Here is a 14,164-nt window from a genome sequence, read left to right as displayed (position 1 = left end):
GTTAAATCTTCTTATCTTGATGAATTTAATCGAAAAAACTCAAATCTGGCATCTACGTGAAGGTAATTAATATGATTAACAGAATGATCCTCAATGAGACCGCCTATTTCGGTGCGGGCGCTATTCATTCGATTGTCGATGAGATTCATAAACGCGGTTTTAGCAAAGCATTGGTGGTGACCGACAAAGATCTCATCAAGTTTTCTGTCGCCACCCGTATCACCGATCTGTTGACACAGCACGACCTCAGTTTCGACATTTACGACGAGGTGATCCCCAATCCCACCGTCGATGTGGTGCATGCGGGGGTCGACGCTTTTCGTCGTTCAGGCGCCGATTATCTGATCGCGGTGGGCGGCGGCTCGCCGCAGGATACCTGCAAAGCCATCGGCATGATGATCGCCAATCCGGAGTTCAGCGACGTACGCATGCTGGAAGGCGGTGCTGCCACGCGCAATCCTTCCGTGCCGATTATTGCGGTGCCAACCACCTCAGGCACCGCAGCCGAAGTGACAATTAATTACGTCATCACCGATGAAGAGAAAAAACGTAAGTTCGTCTGCTACGACCCGCATGATATTCCAGCGATTGCCATCATTGATCCCGACATGATGGCCAGCATGCCCGCCAGCCTGAAAGCGGCGACCGGCGTAGATGCACTTACCCATGCGATTGAGGGCTATATCACGCGCGGCGCGTGGGAACTCACCGACATGTTCCACCTCAAGGCGATTGAAATTATTGGCCGCTCGCTGCGTGACTCGGTTAAAGGCGTGCCTGCCGGCGTAGCGGATATGGCGCTCGGCCAGTACATCGCCGGAATGGGCTTCTCGAATGTCGGCCTGGGTCTGGTGCACGGCATGGCGCATCCGCTGGGCGCGTTTTATGGCACGCCGCACGGCATCGCCAATGCCGTACTGCTGCCGCATATCATGGCATTCAATGCCGAGCATACCGGCGAGAAATATCGCGCTATCGCCCATGCGTTAGGCATGGAAGGTGCTTATGCGTGTTCATTAGCCGATGCGCGTGCGCTGGCCATTGATGCGGTGATCTCCTTAAACCATGATATCGGTATTCCGCTAAGGCTGCGTGATATCGGCATGCAGGAACAGGATGTGGAAGCATTAGCCGCCGCCGCCTTCGCCGATGTCTGTACGCCGGGCAATCCGCGCGAGTGCAGCGTGGCGATGATCGCGTCACTGTATCGTGAGTTGTTCTAATTACGTGTATACCCGGTCGCCATTTATGGCGACCCTGGCGGTTTAGCTGGTGCGCATTGATGCGCACCAGGCAGAAGCGTTAGGCATAAATAACCGGCTGCACACATCATCCTTATCAATTATTTAATTCATGCCACTATTCACTAAACGCGAAATAAAAGTAATTCCGCACATCGAAAGAAAATATATTTAACCCGGTACGCTTGCAGCAATGGGATGCACGCTTAGTATTAATCAGGCGGCATGCAGTTGATGGGCGCAAGGCAAAGTACACTCCTTCCCTCCTCCATTTCTTATCGTTACTCATTATTTTAACTATCCCTGTTAATTCTCTTTCTCCATTTTTATTTTTTTTGAGGTGAGCTATGTTTCGACACGTAAAACAGTTGCAATTTACCGTGCGCGTTAATGCACCCAATCCCGGTCTGGCCAATTTATTACTCGAACAGTTTGGCGGTCCGCAGGGCGAACTGGCCGCTGCGATGCGTTATTTCACGCAGGGTTTAAGTGATGAAGATGTAGGCCGTCGTGAAATGCTGATGGATATCGCCACTGAAGAGTTAAGCCATCTGGAAATTATCGGTTCGCTGGTCGGCATGCTGAATAAGGGTGCGAAAGGCACGCTGGCGGAAGGCAGTGAAGAGCAAGGCGCGCTCTATCGATCGATTACCGGCGCGGGTAATGACAGCCATCTGACCTCGATTCTGTACGGCGGCGGCCCGGCATTGACCAACTCCGCTGGCGTACCCTGGACCGCGGCCTATATCGATACCATCGGCGAAGTAACGGCGGATCTGCGTTCTAACGTCGCTGCCGAAGCCCGCGCCAAAATCCTTTATGAACGCCTGATTAATCTCACCGATGATGTCGGCGTGAAGGACGCGCTGGGCTTCCTGATGACGCGTGAAGTGGCGCATCAGCTGTCGTTTGAAAAAGCGCTCTACTCCATCCACAACAACTTCCCGCCGGGCAAACTGCCACCGATTGAAAAGTATGCCCACACTTATTACAACATGTCTCAGGGCGACGATATTCGCGGCAGCTGGAATTCGGACGAGAACTTTGATTATGTAGCCGATCCTCAACCCGCGGTGGATGGCGGGGATGGTTCAGCCAGCGTCACGCTACCCGCCGGGCAGTTGAGCGATCTGGACACGCTTGCGGCGCGTACCGCTTCACACCCCGATCTCAATCCGATCACCGGCGCGGAACCTGGCAGTAAAACGCCACTGACTCAACAGTGATTCCTCATGATTATCATCAGGTTGCCATAAATGGCGTAATGTTCGTTAGTTAAGCGTGAATCGGTCACCATGAATGGTGACCCTACGTTTACAGAGCTGGGTTTTCGTAGGGTGCGCATTCATGCGCACCTGCATAACCAGGCAATGATTTGCTTAAGTGAGCGGCATTACGCCATAAATGGCGACCCTGCCTTTGTTTGCCGTAATTTTCGTTTGGTGCGCATTCATGCACCTCTGGCAGATTAATCCGGAAAGTCCCCTTTATTTCAGTTACGCGGCTTGGTTACTGAGGGATGTGCCATAGTTAATGTTGGTATAAATAAGAAGGATTGCTCGATTATGTTCGGTTTTATAACTTCCCTGTTCGGTAGCCCCGAATCATTACTGCAAGTCATGACGCGGCAGGACATTCAGGAATCGATTGAGGAAGGCGATAGAATTATTATTGATGAAGATGGTAACGCTTCGGTTAATCCATTGAGTCCTGAAGTGCAGCGCGATTTTGCCGAGCATGTCAGCACACTGAAGGATATTTAAATGGGTACGGCGATATTTATGGTAATGATGGTGTGCGGCTATTGGTACACCAGTCGCGACATGTCGAGTCGCTTAAAAATTAAACGATCCTTTGGCTGGGATGTCTATTTTCTCATTGCCCTATATGGCTGTATTTTTGTTCTGCAAGGCGTGCTGGCGACCGCGATCATCTGGCTGATCCTGCTGGCTGCATCGGGCGTGAACAATGCCTTTGCCCTAACCTCGGCAGAGAATGTGCACTGGAACGTCGATTTCATGACGTGGAGTTTTTTAGGCATCCAGGCGCCGGTGGTACTGATGTTGGCCTTTGCCATTCTGTTTTGCATGTACCGTTCCAATTGGGCGGTCAGCGCCCGGCTCAACGCGATAGGACGTAAGGAGCTTTATCAGCGCCTTTCCCGTTCCAACGGCATTGAGCAACTGCTGCTGCAGTGCATGGAAGAAGGTGAATTGGCTTGGGTGACGCTGAAATCGCGCCGTATCTATATCGGGATGATCCATGCCGCCACCTTTGAATACCCTAATACCGCCAATATCGTGTTAATTCCGATGCTGAGCGGTTATCGCGATCCACGCACGCTGAGCCTGGCCGTTGAGCATAATTACAGCCAGTGGTACCAAAATCACAACATCGATTTTTCCTCAACACCTAAAAGTGTGCTGGAGTTTCGTAAAGTGATTATGGTGCATCAAATAGAAAGTTTGTCACTGTTTGATCCTGCCAGCGCCAGTGCATTAGCGATGGATAAGCAAAGCGGTAATAAACGCAAATGGATCAGACGATCCGCGTCTAAACGCGATTATCCTTAAAAGTAGTCTCCAACTATGCTGGCTTAAACACTGAATTGCTTTACGTTGCTGAGCCAGCACGACTTCATTACGCGTGAACATAATAAGGGCATCATAATGGACTTTAAAAAGTTCGAGACCACTCTACAGCTGTGGGGGGATTTACACTTCACGGGAATAGAATTACAACAGCGTGATAATAAAAGCGAAATTTACGCCACCGGCACCAATAATCATACGCAGAGTCAGCTGTATATTTGCACGCTTTCTACCGAGATCGCTTCACATATACAGTTAAAACAGTTTCGGACGTGGTTGCATAGAATTAATATTGGCAAAGCGAAGCGCCGGTTGGCTCTCATTGCGAAGGATTGACAATATTGTCCCCGCGTGGGGGGACAGAGCGGAATATCAGGCGTCGTCAGGCGTATAGCCCACCACTATTTCCAGTGTCTTGCGCAGCACATCGGCTTCGGCATCACTTTCTGCGGTTTCCAGCGCCATAATCAGGCAGAGAATAATCGATTTATTACTGACGCGTCCTTCGGTGGCCAGCACGTGGCGGATAACCCTATCCAGCACTGCAGATTCATTTCTTAATGTGCTATCTGCATTGCGAAAATGCTCGGCCAGCTCGGTGTCAGGCAGTGCAGCATAGAGGTTGTGATTTTCCGACATAATTTCAGTCCCGTGATTGCGTATATGCTCGAATCTATATGCCTAAACGCGAGCCAATCGGTCAATGTTTACGATTGTTGCCAGACTGTTCATTATTACCAAACAGCTGAAGAACGTTGTCTCTCTGCGGCTGCTCTTCCCGGCGCTTTTTCCCCGCCGAAATACTGTTGCGCACCTCGGTGATAGCGGCAGTGATGGCCGCACGCTGTTCGTCATTCGAGCTCTGTTGCTTCATCAACATCAGCTGATCCATCAGCGCCTGGGTATTGACGGGCCCCGTTCGCTGCAAGAGCGCCAGCGCCGCTTCGCCAATAATTTCATCGATTATTTTCTGGTGTTCACTTCTATTCATAACGAATTATTCATAACGAATCTCTGATCGCCGCTTCGCCCCGGTGCGGGGCGAAGACAGTGTGGGAGCGTTTTCAGAGTAAAATATTTATACTTGTACAAGTTTGACGTCTGACTGGCTCTCAGCTTTCGCGGTCGAATAATAAGCCAATCAGCTGATGATAATGATGCTCTTCTTCCGCATTAGCAGCCAGTTCCAGTCTGCGCAGCAGCTTGGTGCAGAGCGATTTGCGGTTGAGATTACGGCCTTCACGCAGGATTTCAACCACGATCTGACCCAATGTTTCCTGCTGCGATGGCAGCGACGCTTTGCTGAAGTAGTTGGCAATGGCCTCGACTGAACTCGGCGTGTATCCGTTCTGACGCATAATTGACCCCAATAAATGAAAAAGTTAGATCATTTGACCTAAGTAAAGTTGTACAGGTAGCAAAAAGCTGTACAAGGAGCTTACTCAAGTTGTTAGGTGGGGTTTGTTGCAAAAAGTGCTAATAAGTGTGAATTAGGATAATTGGAAAGCTTTTATTTCCAAATCAATGAGCTCAGCGCCGAAAGTTATCGACGCGTGAGCCCGCTGGGATAGTTAATTGTCGTCGGTGTCTGCCGAGGGCAGTCTGACACTGCCTTCCTGACGACTCAACCCGCGTAACGCTGAATGGACACGATTATCGCTGCCCGCCGGTTGGCGGTGCGTGAGCAACCATTGCTGGGCCTGGGCAATGCGTTGCAGCTGTTCACTGTTTTGCGCTTTTCTCGCCATGCGCGCGAGCTCTGCCAACAGTGATAAGACACTGACTTCCTCGCGGCGCACCAGTAGCGTATAGGCGGCTTCGCCGATAATTTTAGGTTGCGAATCTGACATCTTCTACCTCCTGAGAATATGGGCTTACGCTTGGTTCTCAGTACTTACTATAGATCATCGGCGTAGCGCCTTGTTAACAGAAAGCTCTGGTTATCTTGGGTTTTTGTTACTAACACGTTATGGTAATTGCCGTTCGGTTGCCGTGCTCGCACCGACGATGTGATTAATAACAAGAATTAAGCAAGGAAATCTGGCATGGAGTTTACCATACGCAAAGCCAAGGCAGAGGATGCAGAGCTGCTGCACCTGCTGGGGCGCATGACCTACAATGCGCATTTCAAACATATGTGGGTTTCCGCAGAAGAACTGGATGCCTTTATCGACAAGGAATATGGTCTGGCAGAGCTGAATAGCAGCTTAGCGGCGCCCAATGAAAGCTGGCTGATTGCCGAGACCGACAAGCCCATTGGCTTCGCCAAAGTCACCTGGAACACGCCGGTGCCGGATTCTGGCATGAGCGGCGCGTTGCTGAATAAGCTGTATCTCAATCCGGAAGAAACCGGGAAAAACTATGGTCGATGGATGTTTGAGAGCATCATCAATGAGGCGCGTGACAAACGCGAAGGCTATCTGTGGCTGGAAGTGTTAGGCAATAACGTACGCGCTCGAAAGTTCTATGAAGCCTTTGGTATGCAGCACATCAAAGACATTCCGTTTGTCACCGCCTCGCAGCAAAGCACGATGCAGATCATGGGGATGATGATTTAAGCGCAGCAGCAGGCCGTTTTCTGCAGAATAAATTCTCTTTGCTACCAACTGTTTTGCAGATCATTGCCTGTTCTGGCTTGATCAAACTGCCCAATCGATATTACTGTATACATATACAGTAACGATTTGAGATCGCAGCCATGCAGTTTTTTCAGCCCGCGGAAATCCGCGCCATTTTAGCGTTACCCTTGTTCATCAGCCGCGTGCCCTGCGGCTTTCCGTCGCCCGCTCAGGACTACGTAGAACAACGCCTCGACCTCAACGATTTTTTAGTGGATCACCCCAGCTCTACCTACTTCATCAGAGTCAGCGGTGACTCGATGATCGACATTGGTATCAATGAAGGTGACATGCTGGTGGTGGACAGTTCGCTCAAACCCAAACACGGTGACATTGTGGTGGCGTCGCTTTCGGGTGAGTTCACCGTGAAACAACTGATGTTACAGCCTTACCTGCATCTCAAACCGATGAATGCCGCGCATGCGATTATCGCCATTCCTGACGCCGATGAGTTCGAAGTTTTCGGCATCGTTAAACACGTGATTAAAACCATAGGCCGCTGATGTTTGCCCTGGTGGATGTGAACTCCTTTTACGCCAGCTGTGAAACGGTGTTTCGCCCGGATCTGCGCGGCAAGCCGATTGTGGTGCTGTCGAATAACGACGGCTGCATTATTTCCCTGAGCCGAGAGGCCAAAGCGCTGGGCATCAAAATGGGCGCGCCCTACTTTAAACATCGCGAAGAGCTGATGCGCCATAAGGTGGTGGTGTTTTCGTCCAACTATGCCTTGTACGGTGATATGTCGCGCCGCGTGATGGAAACACTGGCGCTGATATCCACGCGCGTGGATGAATATTCCATCGATGAAGCCTTCGTTGACGTCACCGGCATCAATGCCTGCATGACGTTCGAACAGTTAGGCTGCGATATTCGCGATCGCATTTATCAAGACACTCATCTGCGCGTGGGTGTCGGCATTGCGCCGACCAAAACCCTCGCCAAGCTCGCCAACTGGGCTGCGAAACGCTGGACCAAAGCCGAGAACGTGATGGATCTCTCCTTGCCCCGCCGCCAGCGCGAGTTGATGAAACTCGTTAAGGTCGAAGAGGTGTGGGGCGTGGGCCGTCGCTTATCGCAAAAGCTCAACCTGATGGGGATTACCACCGCGTTGCAATTGGCTGAAACCCCGACTGCGCTCATCCGTAAACACTTTGGCGTGGTGCTGGAGCGCACGGTGCGTGAATTATGTGGCGAGTCTTGTCTGGCGTTTGAGGAGGTGATTCCCAATCGACAAAATATCCTCTGCTCGCGCTCGTTTGGTGACCGCATTACCGAATACCAGGATATGCGCGAAGCCATCGCCAATTACGCCGCACGTGCCGCAGAGAAGTTGCGCAGCGAGCGGCAATATTGCCGTCATATCGGTACGTTTATTCGCACCAGTCCACATGACCCGCATCATCCTTATTACGCCAATGCGGCCAGCCAAACCTTGATTACGCCCACGGCTGACAGTCGCGATATTATTCAGGCCACGCTCAACTGTTTAGATCGCATCTGGGTTCCCGGTAAACGATATATGAAAGGCGGTGTGATGTTGGGTGATTTCTTTAGCGATGGCGTGGCGCAGTTTGATCTGTTTGCTGAGTATCAGCCGCGTCATAATAGTGACCAGCTGATGGCACTGATCGACAAAATGAATGCCCATCAGCGCGGCGCGTTATGGTTTGCCGGACAAGGGATTCAGAAACCCTGGTCGATGAAGCGCGAGATGCTATCCCCGGCCTACACCACCCGGCTGGCGGATCTGCCGGTGGCGAAGTAACCGCTTCACGCTTGAATTACACGCATGCCAATGCGATATTCAGGCCCTGACACAGCCACAGCTTAATAACATCCGGAGAACCTATGGCGAATGAAGAACGCGTAAAAGAGCTGGAAGAAAACGTTAGCCGACTGGAGATTGAAGTCGCTGCCTTGCGCGAGTTAATGATTAAGCAAGTGGCAGTTAATAACATCACCTTCAAGGGGAAATATGACGAGGTGATTATTCAGCTGGCGAAAGAATATGAAGAACGCGGCTTAGAGGACGAAAGCAATAGCCAGATGCATGAAGCGCTGCGTCAATATATCAAGTACCAGCTGCCCGCAGTGGAATAAGCCCATTATTCTCTCTGCTCATCTGACAAAGGCAGCACCGTCACGCCTTTCGCACCATCACGCCCTTCACGCTTTGCCCGGTACAAGGCGTGATCGGCGTACTCCAGCAGTTTCACCGCGCTGAGGCTGGCGGATGTGGCGGTGGTCGCGCAGCCGGCACTGAGCGTGACAAAGCCTTTGGGCGAAGAATCATGCGCAAGCTGCTTTTCCCTCACCGCGTCAACAACCCGCTGGGCAATGATCATCCCCTCATCGAATGAAGTATCAGGCAGGATGAGCGCAAACTCCTCGCCGCCATAGCGCGCGGCCATATCGGTTCGCCGCCCGGCCACGTTAGTTAACACCTCACCGATCACTTTCAAACACTTGTCCCCGGCAATATGGCCGTAAGTGTCGTTGTAGTGCTTAAAGAAATCGATATCCATCATAATCAGCGAAAGCGGTTTACCGCTTACGGCGACATTTGCCAGCGCGTCATGCAGGAAACGATCAAATTCCCGGCGATTTGCCAGACCGGTTAAACCATCAACATGCGCGAGTTTGTTCAGTGCAAGATTGGCGTTGTGCAGTTTGTCGCGCAGGCGGTGCAGCTCCTGCTGATAACGCAACACGCGACGCGCCTGACGCAGCTGGAAGGTGCCGAGTAGCATAATGGTCAGCAGCAGGATGATGCTGAGCAGAATATCCTGCGCCCGACGGTTGACCCATACATGGAAGAGATCGTCGCTGTTGTAACCGGCCGCGACAATAATAGGATAGCGATCGGAACGCGCAAAACCAAAGATACGCGGTTGATCATCAAGCACCGATTTCCATTGCCCGCTACCGCGATCCATTTTGGCCAGCATCTCCTGAAACAGCGGACTGGACGAGAGATTTTTTCCGATGAAACTGTCTGGCATCGGGCGGGCATACAGCACGGTGCTGTCAGCCAGCATTAACACCAGCACATCACGCGCACCAAGCTCGTAATAGCTGTAGAAACGACGGAAGAAGTCAACTCTGATGGTGGCCAGTAACACGCCCTTAAATCCACCGCTGGCATCACTGACGCGCAGGGAAACGGGGATCACTAACTCGCCGGTGCTGCGACTGTTGATCACCGGGCCGATATGCACGCTGTTGCGGCGATTATTGCGCTGAAAAGCAAAGTATTCGCGATCGGAGTTATTGATATTGTTGGGCATGCGTTGCGCAGAGGTCGCAATCCACTTGCCGTCTTCATCGTAGTAGAACAAGCCGTGCAACTGCGGCAAGCGGCGTTGCAGCTCGCGCATGGTATTACTCAGATCAGCGCCCTGAATACGCGTTGCGAGCTGTAGCTGCAGATCACGCTGAACCTGACGCAGCGACAGTTCCGTCTGCAAAAAGGTGTCTTCCGCCTGACGCGACTGTGATAACGCCAGATTCATCGCGGATTCCTGCGTCTGACGCACCGTGCCAAGCCAATCTTCACGCAAGGTCCAGATGCTCATGCTGGCCACCGTGATCAGCAGCAGCATGCCCGACAGCACAATGCTTTTCAGCAAACCCGCATCAGATGTTGTCGTGTTGTCCGTTTTTCTTTTTAACTGCATTTTGTCCTCTGTTTTCCGCACACAACAGAGTTAAGCAGGTAAACAGCGCTTCAGTAGACGATTAAGGTTATTTTTGGCACCATCGATAACTCATATGACCAGTAACGAAATATTACTGTAGTATGGCTCCACCACACTCAGTGGCAGCAACACAGCACGCGTTTACGACGAGATCATTCGGTAGTGGCATCTACCAAGCCCGCTTAGTGCGGGCTTTTTTTATTGCGATGCGGTTCAGCGCGGCAAACAATATGCCGCGCTAAATCGTTAAGCCGCGACGGTCAGCGCTTTTTTGCTGCGCGACCACACGCGATGGGATGCCATCAAGGAGAGGAAATCCGCCATAAAGGTGCCTTCGGCTTTAACGTCTTCCACCAGCCCTTCTTCAGCCTCGTTATCCTGCACGTTGAACTGTGCTTTAAACCGGCGCGCATCACCGCTCAGACCAATGACTTTGAGATGCTTGTATGCTTCCAGCAGGAAATAGCGCGCATCACCGCTCAGCAGCAACGCATCAATATTGCCATCTGGCACAATCACCGCATCAAAGGTCAGAGAAGGAAGACCGGTAAAGGTGGCGTCAACCGGCAGTACCGATCCGTCATCCGCCAGCACTTGTCCCATGTGCGCCGCCAGAATTTTGGCATGCACACCCTGCGCTTTTAGCGCCTGCAGAATCGCCAGCACGTCGGCGGCTTTTACCCCGTCACTCAGCAGTAACGCGACCTGACGGCCTTTAATATCGCCGCTCGGTTGCGCATACAGACTCAGGCTGTCATCTTTCTGCAGGCCGTTCACATCCTTCGGCGGAGCGGTTTTAAGCTGTTCATCACTGAGTTTCAGGCCCAGATTGGTGGCGACGGCCTGCGCCAGTGTGACATCAATTTGTAACAGATGATCGACCACACGTTCGCGAATGTAAGGACGCGCCACCTTACTCAGCTCAAATGAGTAGGCGCCGATAATATGCTGCTGCTCTTCCGCCGTCTGACTTAACCAAAATAGCCGTGGCTGCGAGTAGTATTCGCCAAACGACGGGCTACGCTCACGCACCTTGCTGCCTTCCACCCGCTCCTGGTAGCTCTCAAATCCACCCTCTTTGGCCGCAGGCGGAACTTCGCGTGGCCAGTTGTTATTGATGGAGTTCGGTTCGTAGTTGGCCGGGTTGGTATCGATTTCCGTGCGATGCATGCCCTGGCGCTGGAAGTTATGGTACGGGCAAACCGGACGGTTAATCGGAATCTCATGGAAATTCGGCCCACCCAGACGGCTGATTTGCGTGTCGGTGTAGGAGAACAAGCGGCCCTGCAATAGGGGATCGTTGGTGAAATCCAGCCCCGGCACGATGTGGCCCGGATGGAACGCCACCTGCTCGGTTTCGGCAAAGAAGTTATCCGGATTGCGGTTGAGCACCATTTTGCCCACCAGCTCCACCGGCACCAGCTCTTCAGGAATCAGTTTGGTGGCATCAAGAATGTCGAAATCGAATTTGAACTCGTCTTCTTCAGGGATCAGCTGCAAGCCCAGCTCATATTCCGGGAAATCACCCGCTTCAATGGCTTCCCACAGATCGCGACGGTGGAAATCAGGATCGCGACCGGTCAGCTTCTGCGCTTCATCCCACAGCAGCGAGGCTTTGCCCGCTACCGGTTTCCAGTGGAAGCGCACAAAAGTGGCTTTACCCTCGGCATTAATCAGGCGGAAGGTGTGGATGCCAAAGCCTTCCATGGTGCGGTAGCTGCGCGGAATGCCGCGATCCGACATCGCCCAGATGACGTTGTGCAGCGTTTCCGGCTGCAGCGACACATAATCCCAGAAGGTGTCGTGCGCACTCTGCCCCTGTGGAATTTCGTTGTGCGGTTCGGGTTTCACCGCATGCACGAAGTCCGGGAACTTATGGGCATCCTGAATGAAAAACACCGGCGTATTGTTGCCGACTAAATCAAAAACGCCCTCATCGGTATAGAACTTGGTGGCGAATCCACGGATATCGCGCACGGTATCGGCCGAGCCGGCGCCACCCTGCACAGTGGAAAAACGCACGAAGACGGGTGTGATTTTTTCGGCATCGCTGAGGAAGCCCGCTTTGGTCAATTTTTCCATGGAACGATAAGGCTGGAAATAGCCATGCGCCGCTGAACCGCGCGCATGCACGATACGCTCAGGAATACGTTCGTGGTCAAAATGCGTGATTTTTTCGCGCATGATGAAGTCTTCAAGCAGTGTCGGACCGCGTGAACCGGCGCGCAGCGAGTTCTGATCGTTGGCGATGCGGGTGCCCTGATTGGTGGTCAGGTCGGCGTTTTCGCCATTTTTACGATACTCGTCGAGCTGCTCAAGCTTGTCGTTTTGTGTTGCGGGTGCTTTAAGGCTGCCGGGCGCGGTGGGTTGTTTGCCCGGTGGCGTCGGTTCGGCCGCGGGTTTATGTCCGCCGCCTTGCGGCGCTAAATCGCCTAAACCCGGCTCAGAGGTTTCCGGCCCTTTGTGCGGCGCGGCATGGGTTAAATTTTGTTCTTTTTTATCTTTCGACATGTTACATGCTCCTCCAGTTAAGACCCTATTAACTGTAGAGCAAAAATAGCGTTAAAATTCCGCTTCGCTTATAAATGATGTTTAAAGAGATTAATGAGGTTGATGTAAGGTGAGGTTATTTTAAGCAAAAGGTTAATTGGTTTTTAAATAATGAGATTAATCCTGATAAATACCGTTGTGTTTTTATCAATTGCCGCTGCGTTTGTCGTGCAGTCGCGCGTATTTGTGCCAGACTTGAAACAGAGAAAGCACGATAAAACATGGAGAACGTATGAGACATATCGTTTTAGCTTCGGTAATAATGATGTTCAGCGTCGGTGTTAGCGCAGCGGAAGGTGGCTACAAGTCAGGCGAAACCGCACCGCCACAAAACAATCAGGATGCGGGTTTTAAGGGTTCAGAAGATACCGGTCAAACACCCATATCGCGTATTCGGGATTTCCGTCAGGGCGGCTATGTCACCCTTGAGGGTCATATTATTGAAAAACTTAAAGGTGACAGTTATAAATTCCGTGATAATACGGGAACGATCACCATCAATGCCGAAAAGTCAGCGTTCAAAGAAAAAACCTATTCCGCCGATGATAAAGTTCGCGTCAGCGGAAAAGTGTATGGTCGTGGGGAACAAACCACATTGAAAGTATCACGTATTGATGAACCCTAAAGGTTGATTGATATAATCTTTACGTCTGCTGGGTGAGAAAGCCGTTTTGGCCTTCTCACCTTTTTACGCTTGCACCGTTCATATTGCGCAGCACATCATCGATTTCACATATAAGTTTTTCGCCATTCCTAAGGCACTATTTTGCGGGTATATTAGCTCGCATGTAGTGAATAGAACTCGTAAGAGTCTGAATGAGTTTTTATGGATAGAACGATTTATATTGTTGACGATGACCCCTCTGTCATCAACGCGCTGCAAAATCTTCTGAGCTCAGAAGGCTATCTGATCGCGACCTTTACTTCCCCCACGGAATTTTTGCATCAGCCGCATTACAGTACGCCGAGCTGTTTAATTGTCGATATGAACATGCCGGGTCTGGACGGTTTTGATGTCTCGCACGATCTCACCGCGCGCGGATACACTATTCCCACCATTTTCCTGACCGGCTTTGGCACCATTCCCCTGAGTGTCAGAGCGATGAAAGCCGGTGCCTTTGAATTTCTTACCAAACCGGTGATGCCCGATGATCTGATGCAAGTGGTAGCCGATGCCATGGCGCTGGCCGAAAAAAGCGCAGCGCTGTCACAGGAAAAAATCGCACTCACCGGGCGTTATCACTCTTTAACGCCACGAGAAAGGGAACTGATGCAGTTTGTCATTCGCGGTCTGTTAAATAAACAGATTGCCGCAGAAATGGTAATCAGTGAAATTACGGCAAAAGTGCATAAACGCCGGGTGATGGAAAAAATGGCGGTGCGTTCGGTTTCAGAATTGGTCAGAGCCGCTGAAAAACTCAACTTACTGCAAGATGAATAACGCCACGCGTTATATTGTAGGGTAA

16 protein-coding genes are annotated in these 14,164 nt (G+C 51.4%); 10 read left to right on the top strand and 6 right to left on the bottom strand.

All coding sequences use genetic code 11. The features are described from left to right. The first annotated feature begins 71 nt into the window (after positions 1-71). The 4 genes from fucO to ACRQ84_RS03975 all read left to right on the top strand — a co-directional run bounded on the left by fucO (position 72) and on the right by ACRQ84_RS03975 (position 3,814). A complete protein-coding gene (fucO, locus tag ACRQ84_RS03990; RefSeq protein WP_483817230.1) occupies positions 72-1,223 on the top strand; it encodes a lactaldehyde reductase in 1,152 nt (383 codons plus the stop codon). Between the two features lie 365 nt (positions 1,224-1,588). Then, on the top strand, positions 1,589-2,467 hold the full coding sequence (locus ACRQ84_RS03985) for a manganese catalase family protein (protein WP_483817229.1): 879 nt from the start codon (positions 1,589-1,591) through the stop codon (positions 2,465-2,467). Positions 2,468-2,806: 339 nt separating this feature from the next. Further along, entirely contained in the window at positions 2,807-3,004 is a 198-nt protein-coding gene (locus ACRQ84_RS03980; protein ID WP_064740983.1) for a hypothetical protein, read from the top strand. Next, positions 3,005-3,814: a hypothetical protein gene (locus tag ACRQ84_RS03975; protein ID WP_064740982.1), complete on the top strand. Its 810-nt coding sequence runs from the start codon at positions 3,005-3,007 to the stop codon at positions 3,812-3,814. A gap of 390 nt (positions 3,815-4,204) precedes the next feature. Here ACRQ84_RS03975 and ACRQ84_RS03970 read toward each other — a convergent pair whose 3' ends face one another. The 4 genes from ACRQ84_RS03970 to ACRQ84_RS03955 all read right to left on the bottom strand — a co-directional run bounded on the left by ACRQ84_RS03970 (position 4,205) and on the right by ACRQ84_RS03955 (position 5,682). Further along, on the bottom strand, positions 4,205-4,471 hold the full coding sequence (locus ACRQ84_RS03970) for a biofilm development regulator YmgB/AriR family protein (RefSeq protein WP_064740980.1): 267 nt from the start codon (positions 4,469-4,471) through the stop codon (positions 4,205-4,207). Positions 4,472-4,532: 61 nt separating this feature from the next. Then, entirely contained in the window at positions 4,533-4,823 is a 291-nt protein-coding gene (locus ACRQ84_RS03965) for a hypothetical protein (RefSeq protein WP_064740979.1), read from the bottom strand. A 121-nt stretch (positions 4,824-4,944) separates the two neighbouring features. After that, positions 4,945-5,190: a regulatory protein YcgZ gene (gene ycgZ / locus ACRQ84_RS03960; RefSeq protein ID WP_483817228.1), complete on the bottom strand. Its 246-nt coding sequence runs from the start codon at positions 5,188-5,190 to the stop codon at positions 4,945-4,947. Between the two features lie 213 nt (positions 5,191-5,403). Continuing rightward, entirely contained in the window at positions 5,404-5,682 is a 279-nt protein-coding gene (locus tag ACRQ84_RS03955; RefSeq protein ID WP_483817227.1) for a hypothetical protein, read from the bottom strand. 195 nt (positions 5,683-5,877) lie between these two features. Here ACRQ84_RS03955 and ACRQ84_RS03950 point away from each other — a divergent pair, with 195 nt between their 5' ends. The 4 genes from ACRQ84_RS03950 to ACRQ84_RS03935 all read left to right on the top strand — a co-directional run bounded on the left by ACRQ84_RS03950 (position 5,878) and on the right by ACRQ84_RS03935 (position 8,550). Then, positions 5,878-6,390, top strand: coding sequence for a GNAT family N-acetyltransferase (locus tag ACRQ84_RS03950; protein ID WP_064740976.1), 513 nt, complete (start codon positions 5,878-5,880; stop codon positions 6,388-6,390). Between the two features lie 140 nt (positions 6,391-6,530). Then, positions 6,531-6,953 carry a translesion error-prone DNA polymerase V autoproteolytic subunit gene (gene umuD / locus ACRQ84_RS03945; protein ID WP_064740975.1) on the top strand — a complete coding sequence of 141 codons (423 nt, stop codon included), beginning with the start codon at positions 6,531-6,533 and terminating at the stop codon, positions 6,951-6,953. After that, positions 6,953-8,215, top strand: coding sequence for a translesion error-prone DNA polymerase V subunit UmuC (gene umuC, locus ACRQ84_RS03940; RefSeq protein ID WP_483817226.1), 1,263 nt, complete (start codon positions 6,953-6,955; stop codon positions 8,213-8,215). The genes umuD and umuC overlap by 1 nt, the downstream gene beginning before the upstream one ends. Before the next feature lie 83 nt (positions 8,216-8,298). Continuing rightward, positions 8,299-8,550: a hypothetical protein gene (locus ACRQ84_RS03935; RefSeq protein WP_064740969.1), complete on the top strand. Its 252-nt coding sequence runs from the start codon at positions 8,299-8,301 to the stop codon at positions 8,548-8,550. A 5-nt stretch (positions 8,551-8,555) separates the two neighbouring features. Here the strand turns inward: ACRQ84_RS03935 and ACRQ84_RS03930 are convergent, their stop codons facing one another. Both ACRQ84_RS03930 and katE read right to left on the bottom strand, forming a co-directional pair. Beyond that, positions 8,556-10,127, bottom strand: a complete 1,572-nt coding sequence (locus ACRQ84_RS03930; RefSeq protein WP_064740968.1) for a sensor domain-containing diguanylate cyclase — start codon at positions 10,125-10,127, stop codon at positions 8,556-8,558. Between the two features lie 267 nt (positions 10,128-10,394). Then, positions 10,395-12,659 (bottom strand): catalase HPII, encoded by a 2,265-nt coding sequence (gene katE / locus ACRQ84_RS03925; protein ID WP_483817225.1) that lies wholly within the window; start codon positions 12,657-12,659, stop codon positions 10,395-10,397. Positions 12,660-12,930: 271 nt separating this feature from the next. Here katE and ACRQ84_RS03920 point away from each other — a divergent pair, with 271 nt between their 5' ends. Both ACRQ84_RS03920 and ACRQ84_RS03915 read left to right on the top strand, forming a co-directional pair. Then, positions 12,931-13,323, top strand: a complete 393-nt coding sequence (locus ACRQ84_RS03920; protein ID WP_064740966.1) for a YgiW/YdeI family stress tolerance OB fold protein — start codon at positions 12,931-12,933, stop codon at positions 13,321-13,323. Between the two features lie 201 nt (positions 13,324-13,524). Next, positions 13,525-14,139: a response regulator transcription factor gene (locus ACRQ84_RS03915; protein ID WP_483817224.1), complete on the top strand. Its 615-nt coding sequence runs from the start codon at positions 13,525-13,527 to the stop codon at positions 14,137-14,139. The last annotated feature ends 25 nt before the right edge of the window (positions 14,140-14,164 follow it).

Origin of the sequence: Pantoea sp. E2023-21 (genome assembly GCF_051302795.1) — a bacterium.
Classification (GTDB): Bacteria; Pseudomonadota; Gammaproteobacteria; order Enterobacterales; family Enterobacteriaceae; genus Pantoea; species Pantoea ludwigii_A.
This window is presented reverse-complemented; position numbering and strand designations above follow the sequence as displayed.

Bases quoted from the DNA above. Each gene is read 5' to 3' on its own strand.
- ACRQ84_RS03965 (WP_064740979.1), bottom strand. From the start codon at position 4,823: ATGAATAGAAGTGAACACCAGAAAATAATCGATGAAATTATTGGCGAA.
- ACRQ84_RS03980 (WP_064740983.1), top strand. From the start codon at position 2,807: ATGTTCGGTTTTATAACTTCCCTGTTCGGTAGCCCCGAATCATTACTG.
- ACRQ84_RS03950 (WP_064740976.1), top strand. From the start codon at position 5,878: ATGGAGTTTACCATACGCAAAGCCAAGGCAGAGGATGCAGAGCTGCTG.
- ACRQ84_RS03955 (WP_483817227.1), bottom strand. From the start codon at position 5,682: ATGTCAGATTCGCAACCTAAAATTATCGGCGAAGCCGCCTATACGCTA.
- umuD (WP_064740975.1), top strand. From the start codon at position 6,531: ATGCAGTTTTTTCAGCCCGCGGAAATCCGCGCCATTTTAGCGTTACCC.
- ACRQ84_RS03970 (WP_064740980.1), bottom strand. From the start codon at position 4,471: ATGTCGGAAAATCACAACCTCTATGCTGCACTGCCTGACACCGAGCTG.
- ACRQ84_RS03975 (WP_064740982.1), top strand. From the start codon at position 3,005: ATGGGTACGGCGATATTTATGGTAATGATGGTGTGCGGCTATTGGTAC.
- ACRQ84_RS03985 (WP_483817229.1), top strand. From the start codon at position 1,589: ATGTTTCGACACGTAAAACAGTTGCAATTTACCGTGCGCGTTAATGCA.
- ACRQ84_RS03915 (WP_483817224.1), top strand. From the start codon at position 13,525: ATGGATAGAACGATTTATATTGTTGACGATGACCCCTCTGTCATCAAC.
- ACRQ84_RS03920 (WP_064740966.1), top strand. From the start codon at position 12,931: ATGAGACATATCGTTTTAGCTTCGGTAATAATGATGTTCAGCGTCGGT.
- fucO (WP_483817230.1), top strand. From the start codon at position 72: ATGATTAACAGAATGATCCTCAATGAGACCGCCTATTTCGGTGCGGGC.
- ACRQ84_RS03930 (WP_064740968.1), bottom strand. From the start codon at position 10,127: ATGCAGTTAAAAAGAAAAACGGACAACACGACAACATCTGATGCGGGT.
- ycgZ (WP_483817228.1), bottom strand. From the start codon at position 5,190: ATGCGTCAGAACGGATACACGCCGAGTTCAGTCGAGGCCATTGCCAAC.
- ACRQ84_RS03935 (WP_064740969.1), top strand. From the start codon at position 8,299: ATGGCGAATGAAGAACGCGTAAAAGAGCTGGAAGAAAACGTTAGCCGA.
- umuC (WP_483817226.1), top strand. From the start codon at position 6,953: ATGTTTGCCCTGGTGGATGTGAACTCCTTTTACGCCAGCTGTGAAACG.
- katE (WP_483817225.1), bottom strand. From the start codon at position 12,659: ATGTCGAAAGATAAAAAAGAACAAAATTTAACCCATGCCGCGCCGCAC.